This window comes from Undibacterium sp. Ji83W (assembly GCF_049340385.1).
Classification (GTDB): domain Bacteria; phylum Pseudomonadota; class Gammaproteobacteria; order Burkholderiales; family Burkholderiaceae_D; genus Undibacterium.
The window spans coordinates 102,040-119,012 of record NZ_JBMPOZ010000006.1 but is presented as its reverse complement, the minus strand read 5'-3'; the positions used below and the strand labels follow the sequence as shown (position 1 = coordinate 119,012).

The window sequence follows — 16,973 nt, the reverse complement described above, 5'->3', positions numbered from 1 at the left end:
AGAAATCCACCATGTTTTATCCAAAAGAATTCGATGTAATCGTCGTCGGCGGCGGTCACGCCGGTACCGAAGCCGCACTCGCCGCTGCCCGTATGGGGCAGTCCACACTGTTGTTGACCCATAATATCGAGACCCTGGGTCAGATGTCTTGCAACCCATCCATAGGTGGGATAGGCAAGGGTCATCTGGTTAAAGAGGTCGATGCCATGGGTGGCGCCATGGCGATTGCCACTGATGAGGCAGGCATACAATTCCGTATCCTGAATTCATCCAAAGGCCCAGCTGTTCGTGCAACTCGTGCCCAGGCTGACCGCATTTTGTACAAACAGGCGATACGCAGTCGCCTGGAAAATCAGCCTAATTTGTGGTTATTCCAGCAGGCTGTTGATGATTTGCTGGTTGAAGGTAACCGTGTTGTCGGTGCCGTGACCCAGGTTGGTATCAAGTTTCGCGCCCGTGCTGTTGTGCTGACAGCAGGTACCTTCCTTGATGGGAAGATACATGTGGGTTTGAATAACTACTCGGCAGGCCGTGCCGGTGACCCACCAGCGATATCTTTATCTGCCCGTTTGAAAGAACTGGCGCTGCCACAAGGTCGATTGAAGACAGGTACGCCACCACGCATAGATGGTCGCAGCATCGATTTTTCACTGATGCAAGAGCAGCCAGGCGATCTTGATCCTGTGCCAGTGTTCTCCTATATGGGTAATACCAGCATGCATCCAAGGCAGTTGCCGTGCTGGATTACTCATACCAATGAAAAAACCCATGACATTATCCGTGCCGGTCTGGATCGCAGCCCCATGTATACGGGGGTTATTGAAGGGGTGGGGCCAAGGTATTGCCCGTCGATAGAAGACAAGATACACCGCTTCGCCAGTAAGGAATCACACCAGATTTTCCTGGAGCCTGAGGGCTTGACGACGAATGAGTTTTACCCCAACGGTATCTCTACCAGCCTGCCTTTTGATGTGCAGCTGGACCTGGTGCGTTCCATGCGCGGTATGGAAAACGCCTACATCCTGCGTCCTGGCTATGCGATTGAATATGATTATTTTGATCCGCGTGGCTTGAAGTCTTCGCTGGAAACCCGCCAGATTGAAGGCCTGTTCTTTGCCGGTCAGATCAATGGCACGACAGGTTACGAAGAAGCAGCAGCCCAAGGCATGTTGGCTGGCCTGAATGCGGCATTGAAAACCCAGGGCAAAGAAGCCTGGGTGCCACGCCGTGATGAGGCTTATCTGGGTGTCCTGGTGGATGACCTGATTACCAAGGGTGTACAAGAACCTTACCGCATGTTCACCAGCCGTGCGGAATTCCGCCTGAGTTTGCGTGAAGATAATGCTGATATGCGCCTGACCGAGATAGGTCGTCAACTCGGTTGTGTCAGCGATGCGCAATGGCAGCAGTTTGAAGAAAAGCGCGAAAGTGTTTCACGTGAAATGGAAAGGCTGCGCTCGACCTGGGTCAACCCGCGCATCCTCGCAGATGTAGAAGCCGAGCGTGTCGTTGGCAAGGCCCTGGAGCGTGAATATTCACTGGCTGATTTATTGCGTCGTCCGCAAGTGACTTATGAAAGCCTCATGAGTTTGCAAGGTGTGGAAGGGCAGGAGTTGGCCGGGCCAGGTGTGCTCGATCCACACGTCCGTGAACAGGTTGAGATCCAGGTCAAATATGCCGGTTACATCGACAGGCAGGCTAAAGAGGTTGAACGCCATGCGCATTTTGAAAACCTCAAAATGCCGGCAGCGTTTGACTATATGGAAGTGAATGGGCTTTCCATCGAGGTCAGGCAAAAGCTGAACAAGCACCAGCCTGAGAGCCTGGGTCAATGTGGCCGTATTTCTGGCGTGACGCCTGCGGCGATCTCCCTGCTTTTGGTGCATCTCAAAAAGCGTGGTTTTAAAGAGTTCTTGGCGAACACGGATGTTGTAGCCGAAGGCCAGGCGGCAGAATGATTCACGTGGAACATCAAATTACAGGCAGGTTTGAAAGTGCTTCAGCATAGCCTGTATTCAGGTGATGAATAAAAACGAAGAATAAAGTGAAATGAAAAACAAGAAGTTAATCGAGGACCAGGCCGTATGATTCACGTGGAACATGCACACTTGAGAGCGACGCTGCAGAGCGGTGTTGAGGAGTTGTCACTGAATTTGAATAGTGATCAAATTGATAATATGATTGCCTATTTATTATTATTATCAAAATGGAACTCAGTTTATAATTTAACATCTATCCGTGATCCTAAAGAAATGGTCAAGCAGCACTTGCTGGATTCATTGTCGGCAGCGCCTGCCTTCAAGGATGCAAAAAATGTGCTGGATGTGGGTGCAGGTGGTGGTTTGCCCGGTATGATGCTGGCGATTACTTATCCAGATATCAAAATATCAATGATTGATACCGTCAGTAAAAAGACTGCATTTCTGACCCAGGCCAAGACAGAACTGGGTTTGAAGAATGTGACTGTACACACTGGCAGGGTAGAAGCACTGCAGGTGAAGGACAAGTTTGATGTGATTACCTCGCGGGCATTTTCCGAGCTATGTAATTTCATTAACTGGTCAGGTCATTTGCTGGCAGACGGCGGCCAGTTCATTGCCATGAAGGGCGTGGCCCCCAATCAAGAGATAGAACGTCTGCCAGATGGTTGGCAGGTAGAAAAAATGCAAGCCCTCGCGGTGCCAGGTCTACAGGCCGAACGCCATCTCGTCTTTATCAAAAAACAACTGGCCCCGGCTTGACCCTACGGAAATCCTCTATGGCAAAAATCTTTTGTGTTGCAAATCAAAAAGGTGGCGTAGGCAAGACCACGACCACTGTTAACCTCGCCGCAGGGCTGGCGCAACTCGATCAACGTGTCTTACTGGTTGATCTCGATCCCCAGGGTAATGCCACCATGGGGGCAGGTATCAACAAATCCAAATTGACAGCTTCCATCTATGAAGTCTTGCTGGGTATGTCGGATGTGACAACGGCCAAACTGCGTTCTGAATCTGGTCGTTTTGATGTCTTGCCCGCCAACCGCGAGCTGGCTGGTGCCGAAGTTGAAATGGTCTCTCTTGACAACCGTGACAAGCGTCTGCGTGAAGCACTGGCCAAGGTGGATGCTGACTATGACTTCATCCTCATTGATTGTCCGCCAGCGCTATCCCTGCTGACCCTGAATGGCCTGTGTGCGGCGCATGGCGTGATCATTCCCATGCAGTGTGAGTACTACGCGCTGGAAGGTTTGTCCGATCTGGCCAATACCATCAAGAAGGTTTCGGCCAACCTGAATCCTGATTTGAAGATAGTCGGCTTGCTGCGTGTGATGTTTGACCCGCGCATGACACTGTCGCAACAAGTCTCTGACCAGCTGGAACAGCATTTTGGCGACAAGGTCTTCAAGACCCTGATTCCGCGCAATGTGCGTCTGGCAGAGGCACCATCTTACGGTATCCCCGGCGTGGTGTTTGATCCTGCATCCAAAGGGGCGCAAGCCTATATTGCCTTTGGTGCAGAGATGGTGGAAAGAATTAAACAACTGGAAAAATAAGTATGTCGATCAAAAAACAAAAAGGTCTGGGCCGCGGCCTGGACGCCTTGCTCGGCGGTGCCGCCGACTTTGCCGAAGCCGTACCTACCGTCACTGGTGCCCCTACCAGCCTGAACGTGGCACAAATGCAGGCTGGCAAGTACCAACCCCGTACCCGCATGGACGAGGGCGCACTGGCTGAGCTGGCGGCCTCCATCAAGGCCCAGGGTTTGATGCAACCTATCCTGGTTCGCCCTATAGGACAAAATAACGGCGTAACCCGTTACGAAATCATTGCTGGTGAACGCCGTTTCCGCGCTTCGCAAATGGCAGGCATGGATGAAGTGCCGGTACTGGTCAAGGATGTGGATGACCAGGCCGCCGCCGCCATGGCGCTGATCGAGAACATCCAGCGCGAAGACCTTAATCCTCTGGAAGAAGCCCAGGGCATACACCGCCTGATCACGGATTTTTCTTTCACCCACGAGCAGGCAGCCAATGCAGTAGGGCGCTCACGCAGTGCAGTGTCTAACCTGCTGCGTTTGCTGAACCTTGCCAAGCCTGTACAAACCATGCTGATGGCTGGTGACATCGATATGGGTCATGCCCGTTCCCTGTTGGTAACAGACGCTGCCACCCAGATACAACTGGCGAATCAGATCGTCGCCAAGCGCATGTCTGTCCGTGAAGCAGAAAAACTGGTGGCCAAGACCACGGCTGAGATGAGCACCAATGGCAAGCCGCGTGACAAGGCAGAAAAATCCCGCGACATCACCCGCCTCGAAGAAGAGTTGTCTGATTTGCTGGCGACCCAGGTTGCTCTTAAATTAGGCAGCAAGGGCAGGGGACAAATGCTGATAGACTTTGCCGACCTGGATAGTCTCGACGGCATTATTTTAAAGATACGCGGACAGTAAAAAGATTTGACCCATGCAGATACTGACTTTACCCGGGCTGTATAGTTCCGGCCCTGGCCACTGGCAAACACGCTGGGAAGCTGAATTGCCGAATGTAAAAAGAGTAGAGCAGCAAGACTGGGATCATCCGGTCAAGGATGCATGGCTTGCCACTTTGTCAGTTGCCGTGAATGCGGTTGATGACGAAGTGGTGCTGGTTGCGCATAGCATGGGTTGCGCGCTGACGGCCTGGTGGCTGGCAGCAGGCATGCCGGGCGTTGTGGATAAAAGCAAGATCAGGGCAGCATTCCTGGTGGCGCCACCAAATGTGGGCCGGGCAAATTTCCCTGCGCCCACTTTTAGTCCCATGCCTCTAGTCCCTTTTCCTGTCCCTGTTGCGGTAGTGGCATCCAGCGATGACCCTTGGTGCGATTTGTCACTTGCACAAGACTGGGCAAAAAGCTGGGGAGCGGAGTTGCACCTGATTGGTGCAAAAGGACATATCAATGGAGAGTCCGGTCTGGGTAGCTGGAAGCAAGGCCAGGACTGGCTCAACGCACTAATTGCAAAAACGGTACAATAGTAAAAAAGCACTAAAATGGCGCATTTTGATGCAATGCACCAAACATTTGGCCTTATGCATCAAACGTTTGACGTTATAACGCACTACCACGTATAATTCCGTGGTTTTGATCGGCGAGGATTTGCGCTGCCCGGTTATATCGTGGCAAGCCAGTCAAATTCAACTGTCATATTTATAAAATTGTAGGACTTACGCAAGATAGGCCAGCAAGGCCCCGCAGCGAACACAGTGCAAAACTGGACGACGGGGCTAACAATGAGCTCATGCACTGCTGCTATTTTGCGCAAGTCCTGGATAAATGAGGGAAGCATGGCACGCATCATACTGCTGCAACTGGTAGCAGCGCTGGTTGCGGGCTTGCTTGCTGGAATTTTCGGCAATATTTCTTACGGATTGTCCGCCCTGTTCGGGGGATTATCCTGTGCGATTCCAAATGCCTTGTTCGCGTTGCGCATGAGTATGAGCGCCCGGAGGTCTGGGGGAGCAAATCCGATGAGTTTTTTCATCGGTGAATTTTTCAAAGTTATATCGACAGTCGCGCTGATGGCAGCGGTTGTCTTCTGGTACCCCGATGTCAACTGGCCGGCCTTTTTGATCGCCTTCATCGTCGTACTGAAAAGCTATTTCATTTTACTCTTTAGGCACTGATCATGAGCTCAGCTGAACAAGTCACTCCGTCAGAATATATATCCCATCATCTTGGGCATTTGACTAACCATGGCCACCATGCGCAAACCTCCTTGTGGGATATGTCGTATGTGAATATTGATACGGTTATCTGGTCAGTCGTTTGCGGCTTGCTGGGTTCTCTCATTATGTATCTGGCAGCACGCAAGGCAACTTCTGGTGTACCTGGCCGTTTCCAGTGCGCTGTTGAAATGCTCATCGAAATGGTGGACAACAATGCAAAAAGCATCGTTCACGGCAACACCAGCTTCATCGCCCCTATGGCCTTGTCGGTATTTGTCTGGGTCGTATTGATGAACTCCCTGGATTTCCTGCCAGTTGATTTGTTCTCTCAATGGTTGTTCCCTTTGTTTGGCCTGGATAATGAAATGCCACACCGCGTGGTTCCTACGGCTGACTTGAACGGTACCCTGGGTATCTCCATCGGCATCTTCGGCCTGATGATGTATTACAGTTTCAAGATCAAAGGCGTAGGCGGCTTCATCAAGGAACTGTTCAGCGCACCGTTTGGTCCATGGATGTTCCCGTTCAATTTCATGTTGAACGTCGTTGAATACGCAGCGAAAACTTTCTCGCTCGGTATGCGGTTGTTCGGCAATATGTTTGCTGGCGAATTGTTGTTCCTGTTGATTGCAGCTTTGCTGGGTGCTTCCGATTCCATCTTTGGCGGTATTGGTCATTTGGTACTGGGTTCTGCCTGGTCCATCTTCCACATCCTGATCGTGCCTCTGCAAGCGTTTATTTTCATGATGTTGACTCTGGTGTATATGGGTCAGGCTCACGAAGCGCATTAATCAAGTTTTGAAGTTTCAGGTTTTTGGTTTTAGTTTTGGTTTTAGTTTTTTGATTTTGGTATTTTAATTTTAACTTTCTAGGAGTTTTCTCATGACTAACGTCGCTTTCGTTGCATTGGCTTGTGGTTTGATCATCGGTTTGGGCGCTTTGGGTGCTTGTATCGGTATCGCTATGATGGGTGGTAAATATCTGGAAGCGTCTGCACGTCAACCAGAATTGATGGACAAACTGCAAGGTAAAATGTTGCTGTTGGCTGGTCTGATCGATGCTGCTTTCATTATCGGTGTTGGTATCGCCATGTTCTTCGCAACTGCAAACCCATTCAAAGGCTAATAGCTTTCCTTTTTCTACCGCAGGTCTCTGGCCTGCGGAACGATTAATTTGATAAGGAAACTAAAGTGAATCTGAATCTATCCATGTGGTACCAGGCTGGGGTGTTTTTCATCCTGGCTTTGGTGACTGCGAAATTCATCTGGCCACCAGTGATTGGTGCGATCGATGAGCGCATGAAGCGCATTGCAGACGGTTTGGCTGCAGGTGACAAAGGCAAGAAAGAGTTAGAAGAAATGCAAAAACTCGTTCAAGCTAAATTGGCTGCTGCTGGTGAAGAAGGCCAGAAACGTGTCAGCGACGCAGAAAAACGCGCTGCTCTGATCATTGAAGAAGCCCGCAACACTGCTGCTGCTGAAGCTGCTCGTATTATCGCCGCTGCGAATGCTGATGCGAATAATCAAGTGACTAAAGCACGCGAAGAATTGCGCGACCAGGTTGCCACTCTGGCAGTCCAGGGCGCAGAACAAATTCTGAAACGTGAAGTCAACGCATCTGCTCACGCTGATCTGTTGAACCAACTGAAAACCGAGCTGTAATCATGGCCGAAATCGCAACGATCGCTCGTCCTTACGCAGAAGCGCTGTTTCGTGTTGCCCAAACCGGTAACCTGTCCGCCTGGTCGGAACTGGTTACCGAAATGGCACAGGTAGGTGCGCATCCCGATGTACAAGCTCTTGCACACAACCCCAAAGTCTCGGCTGATCAAAAAGCTGAGATTTTCTTGTCTGCGATCAAATCTCCAGTGACTGCTGAAGCGAAAAACTTCATCAACACACTTGCTGACTATGACCGCCTGACTTTGCTGCCGGAAATCGCTTTCCAGTTTCATGCTCTGAAAAACGCCCACGAAGGCGCTGCAGATGCAGAAGTGACTAGCGCATTTGAAATGTCGGCAGCTCAGTTGAGCGAGCTATCAGTGCTCTTGGAAAAGAAATTTGGCCGCAAGTTGCACCCGACAGTCAAAGTGGATTCCACTTTGATCGGTGGTGTACGCATCGTGGTTGGTGATCAGGTGCTCGACACGTCGGTACGCGCGAAGCTGCAGAAAATGCACGTCGCCCTGACCGCGTAAGAACGTAATAAATATTAGGAGTTAGTATGCAACTCAACCCATCTGAAATCAGCGAGCTGATCAAGAGCCGGATTCAAGGCCTTGGCGACACAGCTGAGATTCGCAATCAAGGTACGGTTATCTCCGTTACCGACGGTATCTGCCGCATTCACGGTCTGTCTGACGCGATGCAAGGCGAGATGCTGGAATTCCCAGGCAACACATTTGGCCTGGCATTGAATCTGGAACGTGATTCCGTTGGCGCCGTTATCCTGGGTGACTACGAACACATTTCCGAAGGCGATACAGTTAAATGTACTGGCCGTATTCTGGAAGTACCTATCGGTCCTGAACTGCGTGGTCGTGTAGTTAACGCGCTGGGTCAGCCTATCGACGGCAAAGGTCCTATCAATGCAAAACTGTCCGCGCCGATCGAAAAAATCGCGCCTGGCGTTATTGCACGTCAATCCGTTTCTGAACCTATGCAAACGGGCCTGAAGTCTATCGACGCCATGGTTCCGGTTGGTCGTGGTCAGCGCGAATTGATCATTGGTGATCGTCAAACTGGTAAAACAGCTGTTGCGATCGATGCCGTGATCAATCAAAAAGGTCAAAACGTTACATGTATCTATGTAGCGATTGGTCAAAAAGCATCTTCCGTTAAAAACGTTGTGCGCGCTCTCGAAGCCCACGGCGCAATGGAATACACCATCGTTGTTGCAGCTACTGCTGCTGAATCTGCAGCGATGCAATTCGTCTCCGCCTACTCCGGTTGCGCAATGGGCGAATACTTCCGTGACCGCGGTCAAGATGCACTGATCATTTATGATGATCTGTCCAAACAAGCTGTTGCTTACCGTCAGGTTTCCCTGTTGCTGCGCCGCCCACCAGGCCGCGAAGCTTACCCAGGTGACGTATTCTATTTGCACAGCCGTTTGCTGGAACGTGCAGCACGCGTTAATCCTGATTATGTTGAAAAATTCACTAACGGTGAAGTCAAAGGCAAAACAGGTTCATTGACAGCATTGCCTATCATTGAAACCCAGGCTGGTGACGTTTCTGCTTTCGTTCCTACCAACGTAATTTCGATTACTGACGGTCAGATCTTCCTGGAAACATCCTTGTTCAATGCCGGTATCCGTCCAGCGATTAACGCTGGTATCTCGGTATCCCGCGTTGGTGGTGCTGCTCAGACTAAAGTGATCAAAAACTTGTCCGGCGGTATCCGTAATGACTTGGCACAGTACCGTGAATTGGCAGCGTTTGCCCAGTTCGCTTCTGATCTCGATCCAGAAACACGCAAGCAGCTTGATCGTGGTGCCCGCGTGACTGAATTGTTGAAGCAAGCTCAATATTCTCCGCTGTCCATTTCCCTGATGGCCGTTACATTGTTCTCCGTGAACAAAGGCTTCCTGGATGATGTACCGGTCAAGCAAGTGCTGGCATTCGAAGCAGGCGTGCACAATTTCATGAAAACGAGCCATGCAGCATTGCTGCAGAAGATCGAAGAAACCAAGCAACTGGACAAAGATGGCGAAGCTGCCATGGCTGCCGCAATTGCTGATTTCAAAAAATCCGGCACTTATTAATTTACTGTAGCTAGAAGGAGTCAATACTCATGGCTGCAGGCAAAGAGATACGTGGCAAGATCAAAAGCGTAGAAAATACGAAGAAGATCACGAAGGCGATGGAAATGGTCGCCGCATCCAAAATGCGTAAAGCGCAAGACCGGATGCGTGCGGCTCGCCCGTACAGTGAAAAGATTCGTACGATTACGGCTAACTTGTCACAGGCCAACCCAGAGTACACGCATCCTTTTATGGTGCAACAAGATCTGTCCAAGAAAGTTGGCGTGATTGTTGTAACTACAGATAAAGGTTTGTGTGGCGGTCTCAACACCAACGTGTTGCGTCTGGTCACCAGCAAAATGCGTGAACTCGAAGGTAAGGGTTCAAAGATAGAAGCGGTCGCAATTGGTAATAAAGGTCTCGGCTTCCTGAATCGCGTAGGTGCGCAAGTAGTTTCCCATGTCACACAATTGGGCGACACTCCTCACCTCGACAAACTGATAGGTCCAGTCAAAGTTTTGCTGGATGCGTATCAGGAAGGCAAGCTGGACGCGGTTTACCTGAGTTATACAAGATTTATCAACACCATGAAGCAAGAGCCGGTGATGGAGCAGTTATTGCCCCTGACAGCGGACAGGCTGACGACAGAGAAGAATGCCCATACCTGGGACTATCTGTATGAGCCAGATGCTGCAACCGTGATTGATGAATTGTTGATACGTTATGTAGAAGCACTGATTTTCCAGGCTGTAGCGGAAAACATGGCATCTGAACAATCGGCCCGTATGGTGGCGATGAAATCAGCAACTGATAACGCAGGTAACGTGATTGGCGAACTTAAACTGGTTTATAACAAAACCCGTCAAGCCGCCATTACCAAAGAGCTCTCCGAGATCGTCGCCGGCGCGGCAGCGGTCTAAACTGAATTTAAATATTAAGAAGGAACGAACATGGCTAATGGCAAAATCGTTCAGTGTATCGGCGCTGTTGTGGACGTTGAATTTCCACGCGACGCGATGCCTAAGATTTATGACGCCTTGAAAATGGAAGGCTCCGAACTGACATTGGAAGTTCAGCAGCAATTGGGTGACGGCATAGTCCGTACCATTGCTCTGGGTACTTCTGATGGTCTGCGTCGCGGCATGACTATTTCCAACACTGGCAACCCTATCATGGTACCAACCGGCAAAGCAACGCTGGGCCGTATCATGGACGTACTGGGCAACCCTATTGATGAATGCGGTCCTGTCAGCCACGCGCAGACAGCATCCATTCACCGTAAAGCCCCTGCTTACGACGAACTGTCCCCATCCCAGGAATTGCTGGAAACCGGTATCAAGGTTATTGATCTGGTTTGCCCATTCGCTAAAGGTGGTAAGGTCGGTCTGTTCGGTGGTGCGGGTGTGGGCAAGACCGTCAACATGATGGAACTGATCAACAACATCGCCAAGGCACACAGCGGCTTGTCCGTGTTTGCCGGTGTGGGTGAGCGTACTCGTGAGGGTAATGACTTCTACCACGAAATGGCTGACGCAAAAGTGGTTGATCTGGAAAATCCAGAAAACTCCAAAGTTGCAATGGTGTACGGTCAGATGAATGAACCACCAGGTAACCGTCTGCGCGTTGCTCTGACAGGTTTGACGATTGCTGAAGGTTTCCGTGACGAAGGCAAAGACGTTTTGTTCTTCGTGGATAACATCTACCGTTACACACTGGCCGGTACTGAAGTATCCGCTTTGCTGGGTCGTATGCCTTCCGCCGTGGGTTATCAACCTACACTGGCTGAAGAAATGGGCCGTCTGCAAGAGCGTATTACATCCACTAAAACTGGTTCGATCACATCGATCCAGGCCGTGTATGTTCCAGCCGATGACTTGACCGATCCATCTCCTGCAACAACGTTTGCTCACTTGGACTCCACCGTTGTTCTGTCCCGTGACATCGCTTCCCTGGGTATCTACCCTGCGGTTGATCCACTGGATTCAACATCCCGTCAGCTGGACCCACAAGTGGTTGGTGTAGAGCACTATGAAACAGCCCGCGCTGTTCAAGGTACTTTGCAGCGCTACAAAGAATTGCGCGACATTATCGCGATTCTGGGTATGGACGAATTGGCTCCTGAAGACAAACTGCTGGTTGCACGTGCACGTAAGATGCAGCGTTTCCTGTCTCAGCCTTTCCACGTTGCTGAAGTGTTTACCGGCTCTCCAGGTAAATACGTTTCGCTGAAAGAAACGATCCGTGGTTTCAAAATGATCGCTTCCGGCGAACTCGATCACCTGCCAGAACAAGCGTTCTACATGGTAGGTACTATCGACGAAGCAATCGAAAAAGCGAAAAAAATGGCTGCCGCTTTATAAGCGAACAGGGGTGCAGTTAATCAATTAGCTGCACCATAGCTTTTTTGAGCGAATAATAAGGGTCCAACATGGCACACACTATTCACGTTGACGTGGTTTCCGCAGAAGAGTTGATCTTCTCTGGTGAAGCCGAATTCGTCGCGTTGCCGGGTGAGGCTGGTGAATTGGGTATCTATCCGAAACATACACCACTGATTACCCGCATCAAGCCGGGCGCGGTGCGCATCAAGGTTCCAGGCAAAGCGGAAGACGAATTCGTATTCGTCGCCGGTGGCCTGCTTGAAGTGCAACCAAATGCAGTGACAGTTTTGGCCGATACCGCGATTCGCGGTCAAGATCTGGACGAAGCCAAAGCCAGCGAAGCCAAGAAACTGGCAGAACAAGCTTTGGTTAATCGTGATTCCAAAATTGACTATGCGCAAGCACAGGCAGAATTGGCTTCTGCGATCGCCCAATTGGCAGCGATACAAAGATTGCGTCAAAAGCGTTAATACGATAGCGGTTCACTCCGCTGCGTAGTAAGCAAGCATTAAAACAAAAGGCAGCCTTGGCTGCCTTTTGTTTTTGGCGCTGTCTCATCATAATTGATTGAACTTAGTCTATGTCCATCACCATATCTGGCGTGAACTGGACAGCAATGAGAGCTCACGCTGATGCCTCATTGGAGAAATTCGTTTTTATCCAATTGGTGCATGCAGAACCATGATATTCAGAGTTTGAAATTCAAGCGCACACTCAAACGGGTATGCGATTTGTTCAGGCTCTGCTGCCGCACTACGCCATCGACACCCGCATACTCAGTCACGCTAGCCCTGCTGTCTGCCAGAATATTTCCCAAATTAATCGTCAGACTGGTATCCGGATTGAATTTCCATACGGCACCTGCATTCAGGCTAAATTGCCGGGGTGAGAAAGAGCGCTGCTGTGCATTGATACGCACCCAGTTTCCGGGTGTCCAATGGGCATCGATATCCAGTTTTAAAGGCCAGGCCCTGGCCGTATAACTCGCGCCCAGTTTGGCATTCCAAGGCGTCTGGCTGTCCGTCAGCATGTCCAGTCCTGAGCGTATATTTACCCTGGAGCGTGCCAGGCCCAAGCCTGCGCGCAAACTGGCATCCGGTGCTTGTGCATTCAGATCACGCAAAGCCAGTTGCAATTCCATATCAATCCCCTGCACACTGGCATCGCCAAAATTCACCGGGCGACTTACATAGCGCGCCTGATTTGACCAGGCCACATTCTCTAGACGTATTTCCGAGCCGCGCTTTTTATCGATATCCCTGGTGTATAAACCCAGGGACAAGAGACTATTCGCAGCCAGATCATATTCGTAAGTGACATTCAGCCCCAGCGAGCGCTCAGGCTGCAAATCCGGATTTCCAGAGCTGTCTGCGGTTTCTATGCCATTTGCAATGCATACGCCATTCACCAGACATGGAGCCAGAGCATTAATGAACGGGCGTTGCATCAAATCGCTGGAGCGTGGTGCATTAAACGAGCGCGCCAGACTAAAGCGCATTCTTTGCGTACCGTCTGCATTCAGTTTCTTTAGCAAATGCATGGATGGCGACAGCACGCGATAAAGGGCATGGGACTGATAATATAGCTCTTGCAGATCCAGTATTGTCTGCTCTCCGGATATGCCAAGATTCAGGGACAGGCTATCGTCAAGGCGCCAGTCATCTTGCCAGAACCAGCGGAGCTTAGTTTCTACGAGGCTATAGGGCGCATTGAATTCATCAAGAGCCAGGTCAGGATTACCGTTGAGCCAGTGTTTTTCATCCAGGCTGTCACTACTACGCATCAAATGCATGCCCGCCTTGATTTCATGTGCATCTGCTAGCAGGGTTTTATAGTCGAGCTTGAATGTAGCTGCAGTACCTGAGTTATCAGCAGAAGTACGACGCAGGCTGCTTCCCAGGCTGCTGCGGTATTCATTCCAGACTGTTTCCATACGACCGCGGTCACGGTTGATACGCGCTGATAGCATTAACTGGCTTTGTTCATGAAGGCGAATAGTCCAGCTTAGTGGCAGGCTGAATTGTTCCGTATTTCCGTGAAAATGCTCATTCATCTCCAGACTGTTGCCATCATCCCATTGACGGATATTACTATTTGCCCAAACGCTGGTGCTGGTATTAATCGCTGGCGAGAAGATAAGCTGGTGACGCTGGTTGGGTCGCCAGATCATATTACCTGATGCCGCCAGCGTGACAAAGCGGTTGCTTGTACTAGATTGCCCCTGCAATTGCTGTGCTATGCCACTACCCGATGAGGAGGATGTCTGGCTCAGGCTGCCACTGCTCTCCTGGGTTTTATAAGATGAAGACAGTTGCATATTCATGCTTAGCACGTCTTCTTCTTTTCCGTGGCTCAAAGACGAAGAAAGATTGATACCAGGTTGACCGGCACTGGTGTTGTACGCGACCCTGAGGTCTGTCTTTTTTTGTTCGGCTATGATTTTGCGGGTGATGATATTGATGGTGCCAGCAATGCCATACGGGCCAAATTCAGCGACTGTGGTTTTGATGATTTCAATTTTCTCGACCAGCTGCAAATCCATGTCTGCGAGATTCTGGTTTTTGGCAGGGGGCAAACCATCGATCAGAAACTGTGTATAAGTCGGGCTGCCAAGCGCACCCAAAGTGCTGGGCAGCCCCGGTTCGCGTGCAAGCAAATCACCGACCTTCTCGACGCCACTTTCTTCTATGCGCTTGCGGCCTATAATGGTCTTGCCCGCCGTTGAGTCACGTCGGGCATCCATGTCAGTTTGCACGCCGGTCACGACGACTTGTTGCGGGGTAGCTTGCTCCAGTTGCGTCTCCCCAGCCATAGCGCTACCTGCAAACAGCAGCAGACTCAGGCCGCAGATAGGGAACGACCTGGTCAAAACTGCGTGCCCATAGGTTTGGGAAACTTACTTGAAATGAATGGCAACCTACCTGACATGCTCAATACTATTGTAAATTAGCAAAACGCAACATTAGCAATCCCTTAATATGGATGTCAATCATAAATAGACGACAGGCATGTGCTGATCGTGAACAGATACCAGGTGAGATACTGAAGATAATCTCAGAAATAGAAAACAGGATTTTATGAGCATTAAGCAAACTGACTTGATTACCAGCATATTAGGTAGCAGTAAAATTATTGCTGTCGTTGGGCTGTCTTCAAAAACTTCACGCCCCAGCCATGGAGTGGCTGCCTATATGCAGGCGCATGGTTATCGGATTATCCCGGTAAATCCGCGTGAAGCGGGGAATGTGATCCTTGGCGAATATTGCTATCCTGACCTGATTACTGCAGCAGCAGAACACCGTATCGATATCGTCGATTGCTTCCGCAATGCGGCTGATATTCCACCGATTGTGGAAGAGGCCATACAGATTGCTGCGCCTTATTTGTGGATGCAGTCAGGCATCGTCAATGAAGCCGCTGCTGCCCGGGCGGAGGCTGCGGGTATTAAAGTCGTCATGGACAGGTGCATCAAGATAGAGCATCTTTACCAGCACTAAGTTTACTTTTGCTGCGTGCGCAATCCTTGTATATAAACGAGTTCGTTATTGGCCAGTTTGTTGCCAGGTTCGATTTGCAATGATTCTTGAAAAGCTTTCTCTGCTTCATCCAGTCGCTTAAGCTCTATCAAAGAAAACCCCATGCCACGCAAGGCGATCGCCAGGTAAGGCCGTTGCGAAAGATATCGTTTGCTCAGTTCATGGGAATGACGGTAGGCTTGCAAGGCTTCTGCCGGTTTAGCAAGTTGATTCAATACATAGCCAATTTCAGACGAGGTGCCAGCGGATACCGGGGCCAGCGATTCCACTTTCCTGAGCATGGACAAGGCTTGTTGCAAGTCCCTTCTTTCTATCGCGACAAAAGCCTGAGTTTGCAGACAGGTTTTGTAACCCCAGTCTATCCATTCAAAATCCAGCTTGCTGGATTTGCTGAATTCCTCAAATTCCTCATCAGATTGGAATGTATACTGTTTTTTGTTGCGGTCAAAGATGGATTCATAAGATGCACAATTCGATTTTGCTCTTTTATCGGCTTCTCCAAATTGCCTGGTATCGACAAATTTCTGCAAGGCCTCAGAATCAGCAGAAAATTCCACCCCTTTGGCATGTGCTATAGCTAGCCTGACATCGCTGATGACGGTGATTGTTGGCTCTTCAGCGTAAGCAGAAACTGCAAATGCGGCTGTCAATATGATTGCGGTAAATCTACGCACAATAAGTCCTTTAGTTTACATACTGGCTATGGGAAGAAGTGCTTTTCATATTATCATCAAAACATTATCTCTGAATCTGAGATACTTCTTGCGTAAGCTAAACAATATTGATTGGGGACTTGAATGACAGTTGCGGACTTGTTTCGGGTAGGTAAGGGTTTTCAGGTCAAGGATGCTGATGCCAATAAAAAACTGCTGGGTACGGCGGCCACAGAAAAGAATGCAGACAAGGCAGCCGACAAACTGGCAACCTTAAAACTCGCAGAAGAAATTTCTGACCTGCAAAATGTTTTGTATGCCGCTCATGACCGCAAGCTATTGATCATCCTGCAGGGTATGGATACATCCGGTAAAGACGGTACGGTCAACGGCGTGTTCGGGCAAATCAATCCTCTGGGGGCACGGACGGTCGCCTTTAAAGCACCCAGTACCGATGAAAAAAATCATGACTACCTGTGGCGCATTCATAAAGAAGTGCCGGGCAAGGGTGAAGTCACCATCTTTAATCGCAGCCATTATGAAGATGTCCTGATTACCCGCGTCCATGACTGGATAGACCAGGCCGAATGCAAGCGCCGCTACGCGCAGATCCGCGATTTTGAACGTATGCTGGCCGAAACCGGTACGGTGATATTGAAATTCTTCCTGCATATTTCCAAGGCTGAGCAAAAGGCCAGGCTGGAAGAGCGCCTGGCCGATCCCGACAAGCACTGGAAGTTTGATCCCCAGGACCTGGTCGAACGCAAATACTGGGAAGCATATCAAGAGGCGTATGAAAATGCCTTGCTGGCAACGGACGCCGATCATGCGCCCTGGTATGCCGTGCCATCAGACTCTAAGACCCAGCGCAACCTCGTCATTGCCAGCATAGTGCAAGAAAAACTGCTGAGCCTGAAACTCAAATATCCGCCAGGCAATCCTGATTACAGCAAGATCAAGGTAGAGTGAAGCTCAG

Annotated in this window: 18 protein-coding genes; 16 read left to right on the top strand and 2 right to left on the bottom strand. The window is 50.0% G+C overall.

Annotation, left to right across the window (positions count from 1 at the left end; all coding sequences use genetic code 11):
• Window positions 1–11: 11 nt before the first annotated feature.
• The 14 genes from mnmG (at window position 12) to ACO0LD_RS12390 (ending at window position 12,278) form a co-directional block, all read left to right on the top strand.
• A complete protein-coding gene (mnmG, locus tag ACO0LD_RS12455) occupies window positions 12–1,958 on the top strand; it encodes a tRNA uridine-5-carboxymethylaminomethyl(34) synthesis enzyme MnmG (RefSeq protein WP_423007166.1) in 1,947 nt (648 codons plus the stop codon).
• 126 nt (window positions 1,959–2,084) lie between these two features.
• Entirely contained in the window at window positions 2,085–2,741 is a 657-nt protein-coding gene (rsmG, locus tag ACO0LD_RS12450; RefSeq protein WP_423007164.1) for a 16S rRNA (guanine(527)-N(7))-methyltransferase RsmG, read from the top strand.
• A 17-nt stretch (window positions 2,742–2,758) separates the two neighbouring features.
• Complete coding sequence (locus ACO0LD_RS12445; protein ID WP_423007162.1) at window positions 2,759–3,535, top strand: ParA family protein; 777 nt, start codon at window positions 2,759–2,761, stop codon at window positions 3,533–3,535.
• Between the two features lie 2 nt (window positions 3,536–3,537).
• Window positions 3,538–4,431, top strand: a complete 894-nt coding sequence (locus tag ACO0LD_RS12440) for a ParB/RepB/Spo0J family partition protein (protein WP_423007160.1) — start codon at window positions 3,538–3,540, stop codon at window positions 4,429–4,431.
• Window positions 4,432–4,444: 13 nt separating this feature from the next.
• The gene (locus ACO0LD_RS12435) at window positions 4,445–4,993 is read left to right on the top strand and encodes an RBBP9/YdeN family alpha/beta hydrolase (protein WP_423007158.1); all 549 of its coding nucleotides are present in this window, start codon (window positions 4,445–4,447) and stop codon (window positions 4,991–4,993) included.
• Between the two features lie 309 nt (window positions 4,994–5,302).
• The gene (locus tag ACO0LD_RS12430; protein ID WP_423007156.1) at window positions 5,303–5,641 is read left to right on the top strand and encodes an ATP synthase subunit I; all 339 of its coding nucleotides are present in this window, start codon (window positions 5,303–5,305) and stop codon (window positions 5,639–5,641) included.
• Window positions 5,642–5,643: 2 nt separating this feature from the next.
• Window positions 5,644–6,474 (top strand): F0F1 ATP synthase subunit A, encoded by an 831-nt coding sequence (gene atpB / locus ACO0LD_RS12425; RefSeq protein ID WP_423007152.1) that lies wholly within the window; start codon window positions 5,644–5,646, stop codon window positions 6,472–6,474.
• Window positions 6,475–6,565: 91 nt separating this feature from the next.
• Window positions 6,566–6,808: a F0F1 ATP synthase subunit C gene (gene atpE, locus ACO0LD_RS12420; RefSeq protein ID WP_186917574.1), complete on the top strand. Its 243-nt coding sequence runs from the start codon at window positions 6,566–6,568 to the stop codon at window positions 6,806–6,808.
• Window positions 6,809–6,873: 65 nt separating this feature from the next.
• Window positions 6,874–7,344 carry a F0F1 ATP synthase subunit B gene (locus ACO0LD_RS12415; protein WP_423007150.1) on the top strand — a complete coding sequence of 157 codons (471 nt, stop codon included), beginning with the start codon at window positions 6,874–6,876 and terminating at the stop codon, window positions 7,342–7,344.
• Window positions 7,345–7,346: 2 nt separating this feature from the next.
• Complete coding sequence (locus tag ACO0LD_RS12410) at window positions 7,347–7,880, top strand: F0F1 ATP synthase subunit delta (RefSeq protein WP_423007148.1); 534 nt, start codon at window positions 7,347–7,349, stop codon at window positions 7,878–7,880.
• Between the two features lie 26 nt (window positions 7,881–7,906).
• Window positions 7,907–9,448: a F0F1 ATP synthase subunit alpha gene (gene atpA / locus ACO0LD_RS12405; RefSeq protein WP_423007146.1), complete on the top strand. Its 1,542-nt coding sequence runs from the start codon at window positions 7,907–7,909 to the stop codon at window positions 9,446–9,448.
• Between the two features lie 29 nt (window positions 9,449–9,477).
• Entirely contained in the window at window positions 9,478–10,347 is an 870-nt protein-coding gene (gene atpG, locus ACO0LD_RS12400) for a F0F1 ATP synthase subunit gamma (protein ID WP_423007144.1), read from the top strand.
• Between the two features lie 30 nt (window positions 10,348–10,377).
• Window positions 10,378–11,787 carry a F0F1 ATP synthase subunit beta gene (atpD, locus tag ACO0LD_RS12395; RefSeq protein ID WP_423007142.1) on the top strand — a complete coding sequence of 470 codons (1,410 nt, stop codon included), beginning with the start codon at window positions 10,378–10,380 and terminating at the stop codon, window positions 11,785–11,787.
• Between the two features lie 68 nt (window positions 11,788–11,855).
• Entirely contained in the window at window positions 11,856–12,278 is a 423-nt protein-coding gene (locus tag ACO0LD_RS12390; protein ID WP_423007140.1) for a F0F1 ATP synthase subunit epsilon, read from the top strand.
• A 218-nt stretch (window positions 12,279–12,496) separates the two neighbouring features.
• Here ACO0LD_RS12390 and ACO0LD_RS12385 read toward each other — a convergent pair whose 3' ends face one another.
• Window positions 12,497–14,620: a TonB-dependent receptor plug domain-containing protein gene (locus ACO0LD_RS12385; protein ID WP_423007138.1), complete on the bottom strand. Its 2,124-nt coding sequence runs from the start codon at window positions 14,618–14,620 to the stop codon at window positions 12,497–12,499.
• A 265-nt stretch (window positions 14,621–14,885) separates the two neighbouring features.
• On the opposite strand from ACO0LD_RS12385, the gene ACO0LD_RS12380 reads away from it, so the two are divergent.
• Window positions 14,886–15,305, top strand: coding sequence for a CoA-binding protein (locus tag ACO0LD_RS12380; RefSeq protein WP_423007136.1), 420 nt, complete (start codon window positions 14,886–14,888; stop codon window positions 15,303–15,305).
• Between the two features lie 2 nt (window positions 15,306–15,307).
• Here the strand turns inward: ACO0LD_RS12380 and ACO0LD_RS12375 are convergent, their stop codons facing one another.
• Window positions 15,308–16,018, bottom strand: a complete 711-nt coding sequence (locus ACO0LD_RS12375) for a tetratricopeptide repeat protein (protein WP_423007134.1) — start codon at window positions 16,016–16,018, stop codon at window positions 15,308–15,310.
• 123 nt (window positions 16,019–16,141) lie between these two features.
• Between ACO0LD_RS12375 and ACO0LD_RS12370 the strand changes: the two genes are divergently transcribed.
• Entirely contained in the window at window positions 16,142–16,966 is an 825-nt protein-coding gene (locus ACO0LD_RS12370) for a PPK2 family polyphosphate kinase (protein ID WP_423007132.1), read from the top strand.
• The last annotated feature ends 7 nt before the right edge of the window (window positions 16,967–16,973 follow it).

Bases quoted from the DNA above. Each gene is read 5' to 3' on its own strand.
- ACO0LD_RS12370 (WP_423007132.1), top strand. From the start codon at position 16,142: ATGACAGTTGCGGACTTGTTTCGGGTAGGTAAGGGTTTTCAGGTCAAG.
- ACO0LD_RS12445 (WP_423007162.1), top strand. From the start codon at position 2,759: ATGGCAAAAATCTTTTGTGTTGCAAATCAAAAAGGTGGCGTAGGCAAG.
- ACO0LD_RS12410 (WP_423007148.1), top strand. From the start codon at position 7,347: ATGGCCGAAATCGCAACGATCGCTCGTCCTTACGCAGAAGCGCTGTTT.
- ACO0LD_RS12440 (WP_423007160.1), top strand. From the start codon at position 3,538: ATGTCGATCAAAAAACAAAAAGGTCTGGGCCGCGGCCTGGACGCCTTG.
- ACO0LD_RS12430 (WP_423007156.1), top strand. From the start codon at position 5,303: ATGGCACGCATCATACTGCTGCAACTGGTAGCAGCGCTGGTTGCGGGC.
- rsmG (WP_423007164.1), top strand. From the start codon at position 2,085: ATGATTCACGTGGAACATGCACACTTGAGAGCGACGCTGCAGAGCGGT.
- atpB (WP_423007152.1), top strand. From the start codon at position 5,644: ATGAGCTCAGCTGAACAAGTCACTCCGTCAGAATATATATCCCATCAT.
- ACO0LD_RS12435 (WP_423007158.1), top strand. From the start codon at position 4,445: ATGCAGATACTGACTTTACCCGGGCTGTATAGTTCCGGCCCTGGCCAC.
- ACO0LD_RS12385 (WP_423007138.1), bottom strand. From the start codon at position 14,620: ATGGCTGGGGAGACGCAACTGGAGCAAGCTACCCCGCAACAAGTCGTC.
- mnmG (WP_423007166.1), top strand. From the start codon at position 12: ATGTTTTATCCAAAAGAATTCGATGTAATCGTCGTCGGCGGCGGTCAC.
- atpE (WP_186917574.1), top strand. From the start codon at position 6,566: ATGACTAACGTCGCTTTCGTTGCATTGGCTTGTGGTTTGATCATCGGT.
- atpD (WP_423007142.1), top strand. From the start codon at position 10,378: ATGGCTAATGGCAAAATCGTTCAGTGTATCGGCGCTGTTGTGGACGTT.
- ACO0LD_RS12390 (WP_423007140.1), top strand. From the start codon at position 11,856: ATGGCACACACTATTCACGTTGACGTGGTTTCCGCAGAAGAGTTGATC.
- atpA (WP_423007146.1), top strand. From the start codon at position 7,907: ATGCAACTCAACCCATCTGAAATCAGCGAGCTGATCAAGAGCCGGATT.
- atpG (WP_423007144.1), top strand. From the start codon at position 9,478: ATGGCTGCAGGCAAAGAGATACGTGGCAAGATCAAAAGCGTAGAAAAT.
- ACO0LD_RS12380 (WP_423007136.1), top strand. From the start codon at position 14,886: ATGAGCATTAAGCAAACTGACTTGATTACCAGCATATTAGGTAGCAGT.